Origin of the sequence: Pseudoalteromonas sp. A22, from assembly GCF_018141345.1 — a bacterium.
Classification (GTDB): domain Bacteria; phylum Pseudomonadota; class Gammaproteobacteria; order Enterobacterales; family Alteromonadaceae; genus Pseudoalteromonas; species Pseudoalteromonas maricaloris.
The window spans coordinates 601,867-618,914 of record NZ_CP047237.1; the positions used below are offsets into that span (position 1 = coordinate 601,867).

At 41.9% G+C, this 17,048-nt stretch carries 16 protein-coding genes; 9 read left to right on the forward strand and 7 right to left on the reverse strand.

Annotation, left to right across the window (positions count from 1 at the left end; translation table 11 throughout):
* The first annotated feature begins 60 nt into the window (after positions 1 to 60).
* Complete coding sequence (locus GSF04_RS02365) at positions 61 to 597, forward strand: YaeQ family protein (RefSeq protein ID WP_069021772.1); 537 nt, start codon at positions 61 to 63, stop codon at positions 595 to 597.
* Between the two features lie 56 nt (positions 598 to 653).
* Here GSF04_RS02365 and GSF04_RS02370 read toward each other — a convergent pair whose 3' ends face one another.
* From GSF04_RS02370 to GSF04_RS02380, 3 genes are all read right to left on the reverse strand, one after another.
* The gene (locus tag GSF04_RS02370) at positions 654 to 1,943 is read right to left on the reverse strand and encodes a hypothetical protein (protein WP_211857433.1); all 1,290 of its coding nucleotides are present in this window, start codon (positions 1,941 to 1,943) and stop codon (positions 654 to 656) included.
* 12 nt (positions 1,944 to 1,955) lie between these two features.
* Complete coding sequence (locus GSF04_RS02375; RefSeq protein WP_130127242.1) at positions 1,956 to 2,450, reverse strand: hypothetical protein; 495 nt, start codon at positions 2,448 to 2,450, stop codon at positions 1,956 to 1,958.
* Positions 2,451 to 2,817: 367 nt separating this feature from the next.
* Positions 2,818 to 4,392, reverse strand: a complete 1,575-nt coding sequence (locus GSF04_RS02380; RefSeq protein ID WP_211857435.1) for a lytic polysaccharide monooxygenase — start codon at positions 4,390 to 4,392, stop codon at positions 2,818 to 2,820.
* A gap of 641 nt (positions 4,393 to 5,033) precedes the next feature.
* Here GSF04_RS02380 and GSF04_RS02385 point away from each other — a divergent pair.
* Positions 5,034 to 5,528 (forward strand): DM13 domain-containing protein, encoded by a 495-nt coding sequence (locus tag GSF04_RS02385; protein WP_211857437.1) that lies wholly within the window; start codon positions 5,034 to 5,036, stop codon positions 5,526 to 5,528.
* A gap of 44 nt (positions 5,529 to 5,572) precedes the next feature.
* On the opposite strand, the gene GSF04_RS02390 is transcribed toward GSF04_RS02385, so the two are convergent.
* From GSF04_RS02390 to ahpC, 3 genes are all read right to left on the reverse strand, one after another.
* Positions 5,573 to 5,971 (reverse strand): DUF4177 domain-containing protein, encoded by a 399-nt coding sequence (locus GSF04_RS02390; protein WP_211857439.1) that lies wholly within the window; start codon positions 5,969 to 5,971, stop codon positions 5,573 to 5,575.
* Positions 5,972 to 6,378: 407 nt separating this feature from the next.
* Positions 6,379 to 7,947: an alkyl hydroperoxide reductase subunit F gene (gene ahpF / locus GSF04_RS02395; RefSeq protein ID WP_211857441.1), complete on the reverse strand. Its 1,569-nt coding sequence runs from the start codon at positions 7,945 to 7,947 to the stop codon at positions 6,379 to 6,381.
* Positions 7,948 to 8,052: 105 nt separating this feature from the next.
* Positions 8,053 to 8,622 carry an alkyl hydroperoxide reductase subunit C gene (gene ahpC, locus GSF04_RS02400; protein WP_010377859.1) on the reverse strand — a complete coding sequence of 190 codons (570 nt, stop codon included), beginning with the start codon at positions 8,620 to 8,622 and terminating at the stop codon, positions 8,053 to 8,055.
* A 229-nt stretch (positions 8,623 to 8,851) separates the two neighbouring features.
* Between ahpC and GSF04_RS02405 the strand changes: the two genes are divergently transcribed.
* The 7 genes from GSF04_RS02405 (at position 8,852) to GSF04_RS02435 (ending at position 14,466) form a co-directional block, all read left to right on the forward strand.
* Entirely contained in the window at positions 8,852 to 9,274 is a 423-nt protein-coding gene (locus GSF04_RS02405; RefSeq protein ID WP_211857443.1) for a DUF3429 domain-containing protein, read from the forward strand.
* A 130-nt stretch (positions 9,275 to 9,404) separates the two neighbouring features.
* Positions 9,405 to 10,184: a GGDEF domain-containing protein gene (locus GSF04_RS02410; protein WP_017218245.1), complete on the forward strand. Its 780-nt coding sequence runs from the start codon at positions 9,405 to 9,407 to the stop codon at positions 10,182 to 10,184.
* 174 nt (positions 10,185 to 10,358) lie between these two features.
* On the forward strand, positions 10,359 to 11,441 hold the full coding sequence (locus GSF04_RS02415) for a methyl-accepting chemotaxis protein (protein WP_069021784.1): 1,083 nt from the start codon (positions 10,359 to 10,361) through the stop codon (positions 11,439 to 11,441).
* Positions 11,442 to 11,510: 69 nt separating this feature from the next.
* Positions 11,511 to 12,089, forward strand: a complete 579-nt coding sequence (locus GSF04_RS02420; RefSeq protein ID WP_069021786.1) for a hypothetical protein — start codon at positions 11,511 to 11,513, stop codon at positions 12,087 to 12,089.
* 58 nt (positions 12,090 to 12,147) lie between these two features.
* A complete protein-coding gene (locus GSF04_RS02425) occupies positions 12,148 to 12,603 on the forward strand; it encodes a hypothetical protein (protein ID WP_211857444.1) in 456 nt (151 codons plus the stop codon).
* A gap of 46 nt (positions 12,604 to 12,649) precedes the next feature.
* Entirely contained in the window at positions 12,650 to 13,432 is a 783-nt protein-coding gene (locus GSF04_RS02430; RefSeq protein WP_211857445.1) for a Rossmann-like fold-containing protein, read from the forward strand.
* A gap of 185 nt (positions 13,433 to 13,617) precedes the next feature.
* On the forward strand, positions 13,618 to 14,466 hold the full coding sequence (locus GSF04_RS02435; protein WP_039491207.1) for a DMT family transporter: 849 nt from the start codon (positions 13,618 to 13,620) through the stop codon (positions 14,464 to 14,466).
* 79 nt (positions 14,467 to 14,545) lie between these two features.
* Here the strand turns inward: GSF04_RS02435 and GSF04_RS02440 are convergent, their stop codons facing one another.
* The gene (locus GSF04_RS02440; RefSeq protein WP_211857446.1) at positions 14,546 to 17,029 is read right to left on the reverse strand and encodes a prolyl oligopeptidase family serine peptidase; all 2,484 of its coding nucleotides are present in this window, start codon (positions 17,027 to 17,029) and stop codon (positions 14,546 to 14,548) included.
* Positions 17,030 to 17,048 lie beyond the last annotated feature (19 nt).

Consider the following 17,048-nt stretch of genomic DNA (forward strand, 5'->3'; position numbering starts at 1 on the left):
CATTCTGTAAATTGTTATCTCAACCCGCTATACTGGCGTAAAAATTTTTTAAGCAAATTTATGGCGCTCAAATCTACTATTATCAAAGCCCAACTATCACTCAGTGATATGGACAGACATGTTTACCAAGACTTTAATTTAACGCTAGCTCAACACCCTTCTGAAAACGAACAACGGTTAATGATCAGGCTACTTGCTTATGCACTAAATGCCTGTGAGGGACTTGAGTTTACTAAAGGCTTGTGCGCTGACGATGAACCTGAGCTATGGGTTAAGAATTACAGCGAAGAGATTGAGCTTTGGGTTGAACTAGGACTGCCTGATGAAAAGCGCCTTAAAAAAGCGTGCAATAAATCAAAGCAAGTGATCCTTTACACCTATGGTGAAAATAATCAAGCTATTTGGTGGCAAAAACATCAGCCTAAATTATACGACTTTAAAAATCTGAGTATTTTCAGTTTGGATTATAGTGCGACTCAGGCTTTAGCCCAATTAGCAGATCGTAGCATCAAGCTCACTATTACCATTCAAGATGGCGAAGTATGGGTAAGTTCTGATAGTGCTAATATTGAAATCAAACCACAGCAGTTAATGTAATTTGTGATTACGTAGTAAGTGTTGTAGCCAACCAAAGGTGGCTACAACGCGTTTACCTACAACCGAGATGCGGCATCGTTTAGCAAATCAGCATAGGCAGAATCTGCACCTATCCGCTTGGCCTCTGCTCGCAAGTCATTGCTAATTCTTGCTCGGGTAAATTCATCAGTTAATAATTCATTTAGCTGATACGGTGAACGACTTATCAAAATCGCTTGCTCAAGTGGGCTTTTAGCTGCATTAATCTGTTGTGTATATATGCTCTCACTAGAGCGTTGAGCCGATGCACTCAATTTTGCCATCGCAATTGACAAATCTGAATACAGCTTTACGGCATCGTAATCAAATTCAGCACTGTCGATGTCCATCACAGGAAGGTCTCGTGCCAAAAATGCATTCACCGTTTGCTTAAACTCATGCGGAGCCTCATTCATAAACTCATCTATTCTGATGATATTAAAGAGATCTTGCCTTAGCGACTCTCGCTCTACCTTTTGTAACGGCTCATTATTAAGAGTTTCAATATATTGCGGCAAAAATTCAGTCCTTGATTGAGGGTTAGCCAATGCGAGACGATTATAAATTCCAGCTTTTGTTGCTCTGATAGCATCATTTGATACGTCATTAGATTTATTTTCTGATATCACAAACTGGTCATCTATCAATAGTTTGGCTTTCTCAAAAGGAAGGTGACCAACAACAGCCTCAAGAATTGAAAAGCCTAATGTAGGATCTTCCACATTGGCTAGCTGACCACTAATTACATCGAGTAATTGCTGCTTTACTTCTGATAAATGCATGGCAGAAACTTTCGCCTCTTCTCCATTAACCAGTAAGATAGTCTCAAGTACATTTAGTAAGCCAAATTTTGCCCGCTCTGATGCACTTTCGAATAGCAAAATTAACTCATTGGACAGCTCAATAGGAGCCAAGGTACTCATATACTCAAGCACATACAAGCCTTGCTCTGATTCCACGCCTAACTGCTGTACCATATTCCACAATATACTTATTTTATCTTTTCTTGATATATTCGGATCTTTTAATAGCTCTATTAGCTCAGCTTCAAAATCAAGCATAGCCTTTGTACCAAAACTATTCTTTAATGTTAAACTAAGCGTATCTGCTAAATCTAACATTTTATTATTTTCTTTATCTGTTAATTTAACATCCATATCATAAAAATCGGGAAGTGTAGCTATGAGCTCGGACTGGCTAATAAAAGGAACGGTCTCATTATTTTGTGCAGTTTTTTTTACTTCCTTTTCTGCTGTGGATACAAAATAAATGACAACCAAAAAAACAGCTAATAAAGATAATGCTACATATTTTGCAATTAGTTTCATATCCACCTCGAATTACCTAGTGCTTGGGAAGCTATTATAAAGATTTCTCGGAGTAAAAACGGTAACTAAATTCTCGCCAGTAACCTTTTTGTATGAGTAGTTTACAAAAGTATCACAACGGAACTTTGCCTTCACTTTTACAAAACTACCATTTTTATATACCCATTTACCTTCTGTATATTGTGCTGTGATTGTATATTCTGGATCAAAGCTACGTTGTGCCCACCCAGCTTCAACGATTTCTCCATGCCTAGTACCGCGACCGTACTTTGCGCCCCAGTATGAGGAAGCACCTTTAAAGCTACTCAGCGTGTTTTTGTGAATGACAGTGTTATCATTCAATACTTCAAGTACTTTTGAACCGTCCCAGATCCCAACGTGCCCAGCCCAACCTAGGCCTGAAATTGATAGATCTCGAGCAACAACATCACCTACACTCGTTGGATTGCCAGCAAAAGCTGTTGTACTTATAGCGAATAATAACGCACCAATAGATAAAACTTTCATGAAATTTCCTTTTAATTAAAAACCAACATAATAACAACATTGAAAACAAAAAACTCAACCAAACCACGAAAATATAAATTAAAAACCTATAAATACGCACCAATCTATAAATTGCAAAAATGAAAATATCACAACAAATATAAAATACACAAAATCACAATAACATCTTATTTAATAAGTTTAAAAACCCAGCTAAATAGTGAGAAAATATTTTTTACAACTAAACTCAAATAAAATGACTAAAAATTTCTATATTGCATTTTTATAAATTTAACGTCTGTCTAAAAATCAACACTGCTACACTTGCATTTGAGATTAAGATCACTGGCAGTGGTATCTACCAGTGATTTTTCAGCGGGGTTTTAGACTACAGCTTGCGCCATACTGAGTGCTTGTCTGGTTGTTGACCTTTGGTCCACCAGCGCGCTTGATATTCAACGCCTTGATAACTCACTCTGTCGCCGCCTGTATATGCCTTATTGGCATTCCATGTGTTACTAGCATCGGACTTATCGACCAGCTCCCACGCATCACTTTGATCGGGCTGCTGACCTTTTACCCACCATTTAGCACGATAGCTTTTTCCCTGATACACTGCGGTATCGCCAGCGGTATAAACTTGATCGGCACGCCACGTATCACCATTTGGTGGCGCGGTTTGGTTAGTCACTGTGATGGTAAAGCTCACAGCTTTTTCAGACGTGCCATCAGAAACGGTGACTTGCCCCTGATAGTCGGTATTTTGCTGAACCTCAGGCGCAGCCAACGTGATAGTTGCACCGCTACCGCTATAACTCAGTGGCGCAGGGATCTGCCATGCAAAGGTGAGTGGATCTTGGTCATCATCAAACGCATGAACATGAAGTGATGTGCTTGAGCCTTCTTTTAGCGTGATATCGGCAGGGGTATGAACCACAGGGGCGCGGTTTTGTGGCTTAGCTAGAATTGAAAGGTTAAAAGTGTACTGGGGAAAACTTACAAACAGCTGATTAGCAGCGAGTTGCGCAGCATCAAATACAATATTGCCGTCACTTTGTTGTACGCCAATTTGCAGCGTATTCGCATGATTATTATTAAGTGTGCTAGCAAATTGCGCAGCCCAATGATTGATATTACTTTGTGTTATCGACAGTTTTTCTTGTACCAATTCTTGCCCATCACCATCAAACACGCGTAGCCATACCGTATCGCCTAAATTAGCCAGTTGACCCTGTTTGATAAAAAAACCAGCAGACGTCCAACTTACCGGCTCAGTCGGTGTAGTATCTCGTACTATGGTGACGTCGCTACAATTGTAAAAGCCTTCACCTACAACATCATCACGCTGCCAACGCGTATATAAGATAGCATCTCCGCTGAATTTACTCGGCACCGCGACCTGCATTTCATAATAGCGTTTACCGTCTGGTGCGACGAAGAAGTCTACATTGCCATACTCTTGCACTAGCTCTAAATCTTGCCACGCTAGGGGCGTTGACTGAATATCCGCCTCCGGTTTGGTGAGATAAAACTGCCAAAAGCTAGGGTTGTGAGGCGTTGTTGCACGAAATTTCACTTTAATTTGGTTTTGAGCATCTGGCGTTATCGCAGTTCTTTGCCACTCACTCGACGCGATATTCATACCCGCTTTGTTTCTGTCGCCACCCGCACAAAGTTGTCCATCAGGAACAACAGCTTGTACCGCTTGCAGATTAAAATAATCCGGAACATTTGCTGCAAACTCATGCTTTTGAATAAACTGCACATGCTCAGATGCTAGGTAAGCTGCTCGACATGCTGCGTTTGGGATATTGCTTCCATCTTTTGGCCACCAAAATCCGCCCTGCTCCTCACAAATCGCTTGTCTTGCCTTTGGACTATCCATATAACCATGTGCAAATGCGTTCGATGCAGCCATGCCAAGTGCCATGGCAATACTGACTGTTAACATAGAGTTTTTCATTTTCTTCTACTCGTATTAGAGAAGTGACCACCGCCACTTCGATTAAGATTAGAATGAGCGAGAATCTATTGTTGCTTGTCACACGAAATTCAGTCTTGCTCTACGCACTAAGATTTTACTCGTTGATAAACACAACTTATCTTGGTCACGCCACTGTACTTCGGCAGTAAAAAACAACGCTGTCATTTTTTAACAACTGATAAGCTATCGCACGTCCATGGCATGCTCGCCTTCATTTTTGTAACAAAAAAGTATCCAAGTTAATCTTATTATGAGCATCAACTCGAACTCGAGGCATTTTACCCAAGCAAAAATCAATAACAATAGATGAGATTATTAATTACATTCAGCACTTTATGGTTAGATTAAAAACACCTTTACACCATAGTTCCGGCCTAAACACCTGTTTACTCTGACTATTACAATAATAAAAACAATTGAAATACTTTATTCTCTAATAATTAACAATCAGAAGGCACTACTCTGTGTAAAGTTTTATCTACATTGGGTACTAAATTACATTTAATAAAAGCACTTTTTTCTTATCAACAAAATTAAAAACAACCCTTTTTTTACGCAGTCGTTTTTTCTACTAGAGCCTTATAATTTGGCTATACTTTGACTTTATTGCTCACTTGGAAATGATTTTGCGGACGCTATTTACGTTACTATTGCTCATTGTGGTGTTTATCATAGGGTTTATTATGGGTGTGTACACTTTACCGATAATGACGCAACCTCCGGCGGCTAGCTACACAGAAATACTTGAGATCAGTAAAGCCGCAACATACAAAGGCCAATTCAAAAAGGAGCTTAAAGATTCAGACGCATTACATTACGCCACTGGTGAGATTTATTTTACGGATAACCACATTGCATTTGTGGGTGAGATAGCCCCTGGACCTGATTATCGCCTCTACCTCGCCAAAACATTTATTGAAACAGAAGCCGATTTTAAAGCACAAAAACACACCATGGTGGAAATTGCCAACATTAACCAATTTTCGCAGTTCGTGCTGCCCAAGTATCGCCAAGTTGATCTGGCCCAGTTTCAAAGCGTTATTATTTGGTGTGAGCATTTTGAGCAGTTTATATCGGCAGCGCCATTACAACGCATGGATAGTAACCAGATCTGAAGTGATGGTACGACCGGTAAACAGACGAGCCAACACTAGCTCTGTTATGCTGTCTCTCGCTCCAAAATAACAACCATGGAATCAGATTCACCAAAGCCTGATGCAGGAATAACAACCTGTTTTAATTGCCAGCCATTTTGCCCTTCAGCATTTAATAGCGACTGCACGTCTGGTGTCCCTGATTTAAAAAAGCGCAATTTAAATGGTAATTCAACTGTTTTATATTCATATTTTTTCATCACTCTAGCCTCCTTAAGAGTAAGACTCGCATAAGCTAAATTAAAAGTGGCAGCTAGTGCCTTCTGAGTTTCCATGGAAGCACTCGCCTCTCTTTCGACCCTCTGAATGGTTCTTTTGCTTAAACCAGAAGCACCAGCTAATTGCTCTTGGGTCCACCCCTTGAGCATCCTTTGCCTGATTATTAAAGCGGCATCAATTTTCATTTTTTACACTTATATCTATTCCCTAGCGTTATTAAGTAATACCCTAAAAATATGAAGTTTAAAACGCCAAATAAGTGAAAGCTTGGCGACAAAGAGGCGACAGCACGGACAATTCAAAGCTTTTTTGCTTTCTAGAAAGCCCAAAGACACACTACACTTTGGAGTAGGAGCTGCTTTACGCAGCGATCTTGTGTTTCTTATTCAACCAAAATCCTATTAGCTAAGCTAGTAACCTCTCGCCGGATAAACCGCCACCCACAAGTCACTATACAATTTGGAGTAGGAGATGCTTTACGCAGCGATGAGTCTTAGAAACCTAAGCCAAAAAAAGCCACACTGTTGAAGTGTGGCTTGGGAGCATTGCATGGGTGTATTGTTGCAATGATTCTTTCCAGTAATGCGAGAAGTTAAGCAGCTTGCTCGTCGTCTTGTCCTAACCGAATTAGGTAATCAAAAGCGCCTAAGCTTGCTGTCGCTCCACCACCCATCGCAATTATGATTTGCTTAAACGGTGTGGTGGTTGCATCGCCTGCGGCGTAAACGCCCGCTAGACTAGTCGCACCTTTGCTATCAATTTCGATTTCGCCAAAGCGGCTAAGTGCAACTTCACTCGACTTTAACCATTCAGTATTTGGTACAAGCCCAATTTGTACAAAAATGCCAGCCAATGGTAATGAATGCGATCCGCCGCTCACTCTATCTGTGTAGTTCAAACCCGTTACTTTATTGCCGTCACCAACTACTTCGGTGGTTTGTGCGTTTTTAATAATGGTAACGTTAGCAAGACTTTTCGCCTTTTTGATCAGCACTTCGTCAGCTCTGAGCGTATCGGCAAATTCTAATACCGTGACGTGTTCAACGATATTTGCTAAGTCGATAGCCGCTTCAATACCCGAGTTACCGCCACCAATGACTGCAACAGGTTTCCCCTTAAATAATGGACCGTCACAGTGCGGGCAATATGCTACACCTCTACCCTTGTACTCGGTTTCGCCGGGTACATTCATGCTTCTCCATCGTGCACCTGTTGCCAAGACTAGAGATTTGGCCCTTAATACCGCACCGCTTTCAAGTGTGATATCAATGGTTTCACCTTTGTTAATTGCCGCTGCACGCTGGTTCTTCATCACATCAACGCCATACTGGTTAACATGCTCTTCTAACTGTGCAACCAACTTAGGACCTTCGGTTTTTTGCACTGAGATAAAGTTCTCAATGCCCAAAGTATCGGCAACTTGGCCGCCAAAACGCTCCGCAACTACCCCTGTATTTAACCCTTTGCGAGCAGCATAGATTGCAGCTGATGCACCAGCAGGGCCGCCACCTACAACGAGCACGTCAAACACGTCTTTCTCGTTAAGTAATGCCGCTTGTTTTTCACCAGCTTTACTATCCAATTTGAGTAGTATATCGCTCAGGCTCACTGCGCCTTGGCTAAATTGCTCACCATTTAAGTACACGGTTGGCACGGCCATGATATTGCGTGATTCCACTTCTTCTTGGAACAAAGCGCCATCAATCATGGTGGTGGTAATAATTGGGTTAACAGCCGCCATGAGATTCAAGGCCTGTACGACTTGCGGACAAGTTTGGCAACTCAGTGAGATGTAAACCTCAAAGTTCAATGCGTTATCTATATTCCTGATCAGTTCCAAATCGTCTGCCGATGCTTTAGTGGCATGGCCACCTGAATGCAATAATGCAAGTACCAAGCTGGTAAACTCATGTCCCATAGGCACACCGGCAAACGTAATTTCGCTCTTTGTTTCAACGCCACGCACCACCATCTGTGGGATACGTTCACCTTCGCTTGATTCAGATAAAGTAATTTTGTCGCTCAATGACGCTAAGTCTTGTGCTAACCCTTTTAGCTCTTGCGATTTTTTACTGTCATCAACAGTAATGACGAGTTCAATCGGACGTTGTAGAGAGCTAAAGTGGCTTTGTAGTTGAGTTTTAATTTGGTTGTCTAACATATAAGGTAACCCTCTGCAGAAACTACAGTAAAAATTCGCAAAAACGATGAATTTGATTCATCTAGATGGTTGAGATGGGAGTGCATATCGCACTCCCCTGACAAATTAGATTTTGCCAACTAGGTCTAGTGAAGGCGCTAATGTTTCTTCACCTGGCTGCCAAGATGCCGGGCATACTTCACCATCGTGAGATGCGATGTATTGAGCAGCTTGTACTTTACGTACTAGCTCTTTGGCGCTGCGGCCAATACCTAGGTCATGCGTTTCGATAACTTTGATTTCGCCCTCTGGGTTGATAACAAAAGTACCGCGAAGTGCCAGACCTTCTTCCTCGATCATCACGCCGAAGTTACGAGTAATACGGCCTGTTGGGTCACCAATCATTGGGAATTGGATTTTCTTAATGGTGTCTGACGCATCGTGCCATGCTTTATGCGTGAAGTGCGTGTCTGTCGATACAGAGTAAACTTCTACACCCATTTCTTGTAGCTGTGCGTAGTAGTCAGCTAAGTCGCCAAGCTCTGTTGGACACACGAAAGTGAAATCCGCTGGGTAAAAGAATACGATTGACCATTTGCCTAGTAGGTCTTGCTCAGAAACTTCTACGAAGTCGCCACCATGGTATGCAGTTGCGTTGAATGGTTGAATTTTAGTATTGATTAATGAAGTGCTCATCGCTTTCCTCACTGTTGTTTAGTTTAAAATAATGTTGGCGATTACTGTTCGCCTTGGCTTGAGTACAAAGATAAGGGGAAGTGATAATTAAATAAAATGGATTGTTTGAATCACTGTAATCGAAAAAACCGATAACTCTCTTTTAAGTGATCAACTAATTCAGCATAAGAGTATAAAAATAAGATAATTACGGTATGATCCCAGCAATTAACTACAGCAGAGCGTGACTATGCACCCGTATTTCAATCATATTCAACTTGGTTACTTTGGCTTCATTCCCTTTTTGGCTTGTATCGCGTGGACGCTAATGACAGGTGTATCAAGTGACGTGCTTCATGCTTTTCAGTTTTACAGTCTAGGGATTCTAGCTTTTATGGCCGGAAATTTATGGCGTGCAGGTGAGCAAACCTACAAACAAGCGATACTGGCCGTGATTGTGGTAATCCCTTATCCCTTACTTAGTATTGCAGCACCACAATGGCTGCTTCTCTATCTCGCTATCGCATATTGGCTTGTATATTTTATAGAGCGCAGTTCGTCTCGCTGGGGTGACTATCATAAAGACTATCAAAAAATGCGAACAGTACTGACTTCTCTCGTTTTTGTTAGCCATCTATTTATGATTGCTCAAGCACTTGAGTTAAACGCATAAGCGGCTTGCTTCTTAAGCTCAATTAACTATAACTAAAGATAACTGAAGCACCAGAAGCCAAAGTATTTTGATCAAACACGCGTTAGCTCCCTTAGTTATATGGATAGCCATCATCTTTTTTGGTGGCTACATGTACTATATTGGTCACTACGAATACGAGAGCTACGAAGAATTGTTTTGGTTCGGTATTTCTTTCACTTTATTCAATTTGATCACCAGAGAAATCGCAAATCCGTTCTTACGCCTTGCCCTACTTGTGTATTGTGCGGGTCTACTCCTTGATATTATTGATAATTTTACCGACGGTTTTTCCATTCCCTTACTTAATTTTGACACTTCTTTAAAAAATATCGGTTTTTTACTCATCAGCTTTGGTTTTTACTGCATGATCACCAACAAAAGAGCCAGCATTACAGAGCTAAAAAAAGAAGTAGAGAGAAGAAGATTATTAGAGGAGCGGATGCGGTATGAAGCTAACCATGATGCGATGACAGGCGTGGGCAGTCGTCGCGCATGTTTTGAAGGCTTGCAAACACATCGCTTTGATAATCAATGGCTACTCTACCTCGACTTAGATAATTTTAAGCAGGTGAATGACAACTATGGCCATCATATTGGCGACGAGGTTTTGATTAAGTTTACGCAGAATATGAAAGATTACTTTGGCTTAGACTACAGCTTTCGTATCGGGGGAGACGAATTTATTGCCTATATTAATGCGGTGCTTCCAGATACAGACGAAGTAAGAGCGGCATTATTAAAGGGATTACACGATTACAAAATTAACGTCAGTATTGGAATGGTCAAAGTTGACCCAGCTAAACAAGCTGATCTCATCATCCACGAAGCCGATGAGCATATGTATGGCGATAAACGCGGTAAATCACTCAGATCTAGTGCTCGAGGATAACATCATAACACAGTTTTATTGATTCAATTTCAATGACGCTCAGCGCGCCAAAATCCAATCACAATTCTACGCTAACTTCTCTAAATTTATAGCTTTTTTAAAACCTAAAGAAGTAGCACTATTTTCCAATGATTGCTAAGCTTGCGTTAATATCAAGTTACAAGGGAAAATAACGTGTTTGCAAAACTATTTACAAACAATGAAACCCAACAAGCCTTATTAGCCGCGCAACAAGAGATTGCCAGTTTAAAACATGCGAATGCGCAATTAGTTGCTGAAAATGAGTCATTAAAACAAGAAGTTGTAAGTTCACAAGCTGCACTCAATGATAATACTGACAATCAACTACTGCAGTGTGCATTGACTGGATTAAGCCAAGTGCAAGGGATCCGCGAAACCGTTCTTGCAAGCTTTATGAGTATTGAAGAAGAAAGCCATTCAATTGAGCAAGTAAACTCCGCCTTTTCTAAATCTGAAACCGCATTGCGTAAAATACTCACGGGAATGGAGCAGCTCGGCGGCAATATGGACAGAATGACCACCAATATTTCTGGCCTATCACAGATGGCCGATAGTATTAATACCTTTGTCACGACGATTTCAAAAATTTCAGATCAAACGAATCTGTTAGCGCTTAATGCTGCTATTGAAGCCGCCCGGGCGGGTGAAGCTGGCCGTGGCTTTTCGGTTGTCGCCGATGAGGTACGTGCACTGGCAACCAACACCAACGAGTCCGCCAACGAAGTCTCCGATCTGGTCAAAAAGATCATCGATACGACTCATACAACCGTGAGTGCCGTGGAAGAAATTCAAGCGTCTAATATCACCCTATCTGACAGTATTGGACACCTAAACGATGAATACGAAGGAATAGTAAGTTGTTGTGATTCAATGAAAGACACCATTTTGGTCTCTACTACTCAAACCTTTATCCAGACCGTAAAGCTCGATCATGTCGTTTGGAAAGGAGACGTATACAACGTTATTATTGGCAATAGCCATAAAAATATCAGTGACTTTGCCGATCATACGATGTGCCGCTTAGGTAAGTGGTTTGGTGGCGATGGCGCCCAAAAGTTTGGTGGTCACAATGCGTTTAAACGCCTAGAAGCTCCGCATAAAGAAGTCCATAGAGCTGGTGTAGAAGCAATGAAAAAGTTTAAAGCAGGTGATTCTCAAGGCGCAGTAAAACAGCTTAACCAAATGGAACATGCCAGCGTTGAAGTAATGGACTTACTCGACCAACTAGGGCATTGATAAGCAAGTTCTTTACAGACACATAGCAACCGAAAGCGAATTTCAGAGGTACGATAAGGTTAATACCCAATGGCTAGAGAGAGCAAAAGGCTGACTCAGGGAGATATTATGGACAACCGAGATGAATTAATAAACCTAACTAAAAAAGGGATAGGATTCCCATTTGCAGGTTTAATGGTAATTTGCTTTTGTACTTTAGCCATTCATTTTATGCCGCAAAGACAAGCTTTGGTCATGGTGATTTTTGCAACCGGAAGTACATTCCCAATAGCCTTCCTAATCTCAAAAATGTTCAAAGTCAATCCATTTGCTAAACACCCCCCGTTATCAAACTTAGGGACGGTGTTAGCATGCGCCCAATTTTTATATTGGCCAGTATTAATCTTAGTATTTCAATTAGTCCCAAATTGGTTCCCTTTTGCCTTCGCCATTCTTTTTGGCTCTCACTTCATTCCATTTGGTTGGCTTTATAAAAGCAGAGCTTATTACTTTCTGGGCATTGCAATGCCTTTAGTTGGGTGTGTAATGACGGCTTTTGGCAGCGAGTTTTCCTATTCGTATACATTTTGGGCACTTATTCCTCTGTATTTTTTTACGTGTATACTACTTCTTAAAGAGAACTCTTCATTTAGGTATGCTGAGTTATAAACGCTTATAATAGACAAATAATGGTACTACACCGTTCCGATATAAATAAAGGAAATCAATGCAATACCAGACTAAAAGGATAATAGGCTGTATTTTCCTTTCAACATTTGCGGGTATTGCTATCTTTACTGCAGTTGCACATCTTTCATGTATTTATTTGGGTGCTAGTTGCTATCGCGCGCAACTTGCTCCAGCAGATATTATCGACTCCGCCATCGCAGGCACTTGGTATGCGCCTACTGCAACCGTTTTTATCTCCGCATTATTTCTAACCACTGCCGCCTACGCACTTTCCGCCCTCAAGTGGATCAAACCATTACCTATGCTTCGCCCCGCCATCTTTACTATTTCAACGTTATGTTTAGTAAGGGGAGCAATTACACTGCCGCTAGCCATTGTTTTCCCTGAAAAAACTACCAGTTTTGCAATTGTGGCTGGAGGGATTTGGTTTTTGGCTGGTGTATTCTGTCTAGTTGGCTTTAAACTAATAAAAGAGCCAATTGCTACAAGATAATAGCCGGATTTGATAAACTCCTCCTTTTACTGATTTAGATTGTTACATGATACTCGATAAAAACTGGCGTATTCTTACCGTTGGTGACGGCGATTTAAGCTTCTCATATTCATTAGCAAAACATTTTGCTCCAGCCCATCTTACTGCCAGTGTTTACGACAGTGAAAGTGAACTTAAGCATAAATATCAAGATAATGCATTTGATAAGCTGCATGATTTAGGGGTAAATGTAGTGACTCAATTTGATGTCACTGAGGCACATTGTTGGCAAAATGTGCCGTCGCATGCCTTTGATGCAGTTATTTTTCAATTTCCTCTCATTCCTGCATTTGGTTCGTTTGAAAGCTTCCAAAACCAGACCTTGAGCGTTAACAGTCTCAATCGGAAATTGCTGCGAGAATTCTTAATAAACGCAGCGGCTTATGCACTTGACCCAGATGGCGCTCAGCTCGGGATCATTACCTCAAAGGACGTAAAGCCCTATATTGAGTGGAATCTAGAAGGCAGCCTTGTCAACGGACTTGAGCAATATTACCTCGGCCAATCTCGATTTGAGATTTCACAGTTCCCAGAGTATCAAATTCGCAATGTCGACCGTGATAAACACGTAAAAGACACCAGCGGTATTAGCTATTACTGGTCTGTTAACCCAGCTCACGCCATCAAAGAAAAGCTCAAAGTGCCTGACTACCTGGGTGATAATTACTGTACCATTTGTAGAGCAGGCCCTTTTATCAATGACAGCGATAAGCTCGCGCACTTAGACTCGAAAAAGCATAAAAATATGCAAAAACATGAAAGTGCTTGGCTTAACTATCTGAGTACGTAAACAAAATTGGAACGATAATAAAAAGAAAACATTGAAAATTAAAAGTAAACAAATCAACAAATAACCATTTCAAAAACCAAGAAAGGCATAAAATATACAAAAGTAATTGAGCCATTATTTAGACACGATTAGACTAGCCTTATATCGCCATTTTTAAGCTTGTTATTTATCTTATTGGGGTCTCAATGCCACTACTTAGCCGCGACTTTGTCATTGCGATTTTATGCCTACTTTGCGCTATGGTCACCATTCAATCCGGTGCCTCTATTGCCAAGCAGTTATTTCCGTTTGTGGGGCCAGAGGGTACCACAGCATATCGCCTTGGATTTTCAGCTCTTATTTTATGCTTGGTGTTCAAGCCTTGGCGTCATTTACCAACAAACTGGCGACCACTCATCGTTTATGGCCTGTGCTTGGGCGGCATGAATATCACCTTTTACTATGCCATTGAACGTATCCCTATTGGCATTGGTGTGGCATTAGAGTTTACTGGGCCGCTCGCCGTAGCGCTGTTTTCATCTAAACGGAAACGTGATTATTTGTGGGTTGCATTTGCTATTTTGGGGATCTTGCTATTGTTACCAGATCTTGGCGATGTCAATGGCTTAGACCCAGTCGGTGTTGCTTTAGCCTTAGTTGCTGGCGCTTGTTGGGCTGGATATATTCTCTACGGTAAGCGCTCAGGCAATGAAAGCTCCGGCGGGGTGACTGTGGCAATCGGCATGACGGTTGCAGCCCTTGCTATCGTGCCGTTTGGCGTGGTGTCTCAAGGTGCTGCACTGCTTGATTGGTCACTAATCCCATTAGGTATCGCAATTGGTTTATTATCCAGCGCCCTGCCTTATAGCCTAGAAATGGTAGCGCTTCGAAAAATGCCCGCACAAGGGTTTAGTATTTTAATGAGCGTTGAACCTGCTGTTGCGGCGTTGGCTGGCTTTTTAATTCTTGGAGAGTTGCTGACTGTTTGGCAATGGCTTGCCATTTTTATGGTAATTACCGCTTCCGTCGGCAGTTCAGTATCCAGTAAAGAGTAGGAAACTTAAGTTTCGTATAATTGAATAGGGTAAATAGAGGGAGTAGATCTACTACCCCCTCCATTGTATCGATTTACTGTTAGTTAACTGTCGCTTCCGTTGCGACCGAGATCATTTCATCTGTTGACGTGTCTTCAGGGATTGCTTCTTCTTTCTCAGGGAACAGATACTTTTCAAGCCACTGCTCTTGCTCCCAAAGTACATGTAAAATACTTTCTCGTGCTTTATAGCCATGGCCTTCTTCTGGCAGCATCACCAGCCTAGCATTACCACCCAAGCCATTCATTGCAGCAAACATACGTTTAGATTGCATAGGAAAAGTTCCTGAGTTTGGATCTTCCTCTCCATGGATCATCAACATAGGTTCGTTGATTTTTTCCGCGTGAAAGAAAGGAGACATACTGGCATAGACGTTTTGCGCTTCCCAGAAGTTACGCGGCTCCCCCTGAAAACCAAATGGCGTCAAGGTGCGATTATAAGCCCCGCTTCGTGCAATGCCAGTGGCAAATAAATCACTATGGGCAAGTAAGTTAGCCACCATAAACGCCCCATACGAATGCCCTGCAATCGCAATGCGCTTAGGATCTGCTATACCTTTTTCCACTAAGGTATCAACAGCTGCTTTCGCACTCGCAACCAATTGCTGCCTAAATGTATCATTAGGTTGCGTATCACCAGCCCCCACAATCGGCATCGTCGGATCATCAAAAACAGCAATACCTTTTGCTAAATACGGCATAGGTCCCCAATAGCCAATATATGGGAATTGATAAGGCGATTCGCGCACCTGTGAGGCAACGGCTTTATCTTTAAACTCAAGCGGATAAGCCCACATCAACACAGGTATACGACCTTTTGATGGGTCATAATCTGTAGGAAGATAAAGATTACCAGATAACTCAACGCCATCATCACGTTTGTACTTGATTTGCTCTTTTACAACGCCTTTAAATGCAGGATAAGGATGCGCAAACTTAGTTAGCTGCTCCAAAGTATCAAACTGTAAGTCACGGACAAAAAAGTTAGGTTGCTCTTGGCGTGATTCACGCACAGTAATAAAGCGCATACCTTCGTCATCTAACATTGCACGCACTCGTTCGTAATAAGGTTCGCTCGACTGCCAAATACGAGTTGAAGTATTGGTTTTTACGTCAAAACGATCTAAAAAAGGAATATTGCCTTTCTCAGATGCACCGTCGCCCGTTAAAAACAAATACCTGCCTCCAACTAGCTTCAACACTCTTGAACCTAAATCACTATTTTCATATACAAAGTTGCCAGGATCTTTGTATGCATCATTATAACTGCGCTCTGAAAACACCACGCGATTTTGCTCTGGATTGCGCGGAGAAAATACAGAAGAGCGAACACTGCGATCGGCAAAGCGCCATTCATTCAAAATCGCAACATTGTTATCGGCCCATTCAATACTCGAAAAACGACGTTCTACTTTTGCGAAAAGTTCAGGCTCTTTTTTGAATGGCGAACTAATCGTGTAAAGGTGGTCATGGTAATCAACCTTCGCACTCATGTCCCCACCATCTTGCGCTTCGGCCCATATTAACGTCGCGCCATGGTCGTCACGCCATTGGATCTTGCGAGGGCCTTCTCTTACGCTATCAAAGCCCGCTGGCAGTGCGTCGGCTAGTGGTTGTCTTGCCACTTCAAATAATGGATAACCGCGCATCCCCCACACCTGCCATACCGCAGGAAAACGGCTGTAAGGCACTTGGAATGAGAAAGGATCGGCCATCATACCGACCACTAGATTGGTAGAGTCTGGCGAAACAGAGAAGTGTTTAAGATAGGTTGGGTTACCAATTTGCTGCGCGCTAGCATTAAGATTTAGCTTAATTAACTGCCCCTCAGAATAGAACTTAAATAGCTGAATATCATAGGGACTAGACAACAAATTCTGATAAGTGCGTGTCGATGCTTTTTTGCCAGATGTGGTTTGTACTATTGGTGTTAGACTAGATTTATCTTTTGCGCTTGGCTGTTTGCCATGATTAATAGCAATATTTGCGATAATCGCAGTACTGTCTGGCAACCACTGATATGGCGTTGAAGTCACCACGCCATTTAAAGTTGATTGAGTGAGCTGTTTAAGGTTGCGCTGCTCAATATCGTAAGCCCAAAGCGTAGCACTATTTTCTTGTTCAAGAATAAACGCGAGATAGCGGCTATCTGCACTCCAACTTGGCGACTTGATCTTGCCTTTAGGTAGACCTGTCACCTTAATTAAGGCACCGGTTGCGACATGTTTAAACTCAATAGAGCTATATTGGCGGCTGGAGGTCCGCATAAAAGTTTGCGGGTTGAACTTTATCCCCGCAAGCGCTTGCTCTGGCTGCCCAAGCTCTTCGAGCGTAAGCACCCTATTGCGCTGTAACAATGCCAACCAATTACCGTTCGCACTCAATTTAGATGTAGGGATCAATGGTGCATCAACAAGCTTTGCCAGCTCTGGAGAAGGTGTCATGTAGCCTTGCCCTTGTGCACATACCGTATATGATACGGTAGTCATTAATATGATAAATGTGATTTGTTTTAATAATTTCACTGTATTTACCTATCTTCGG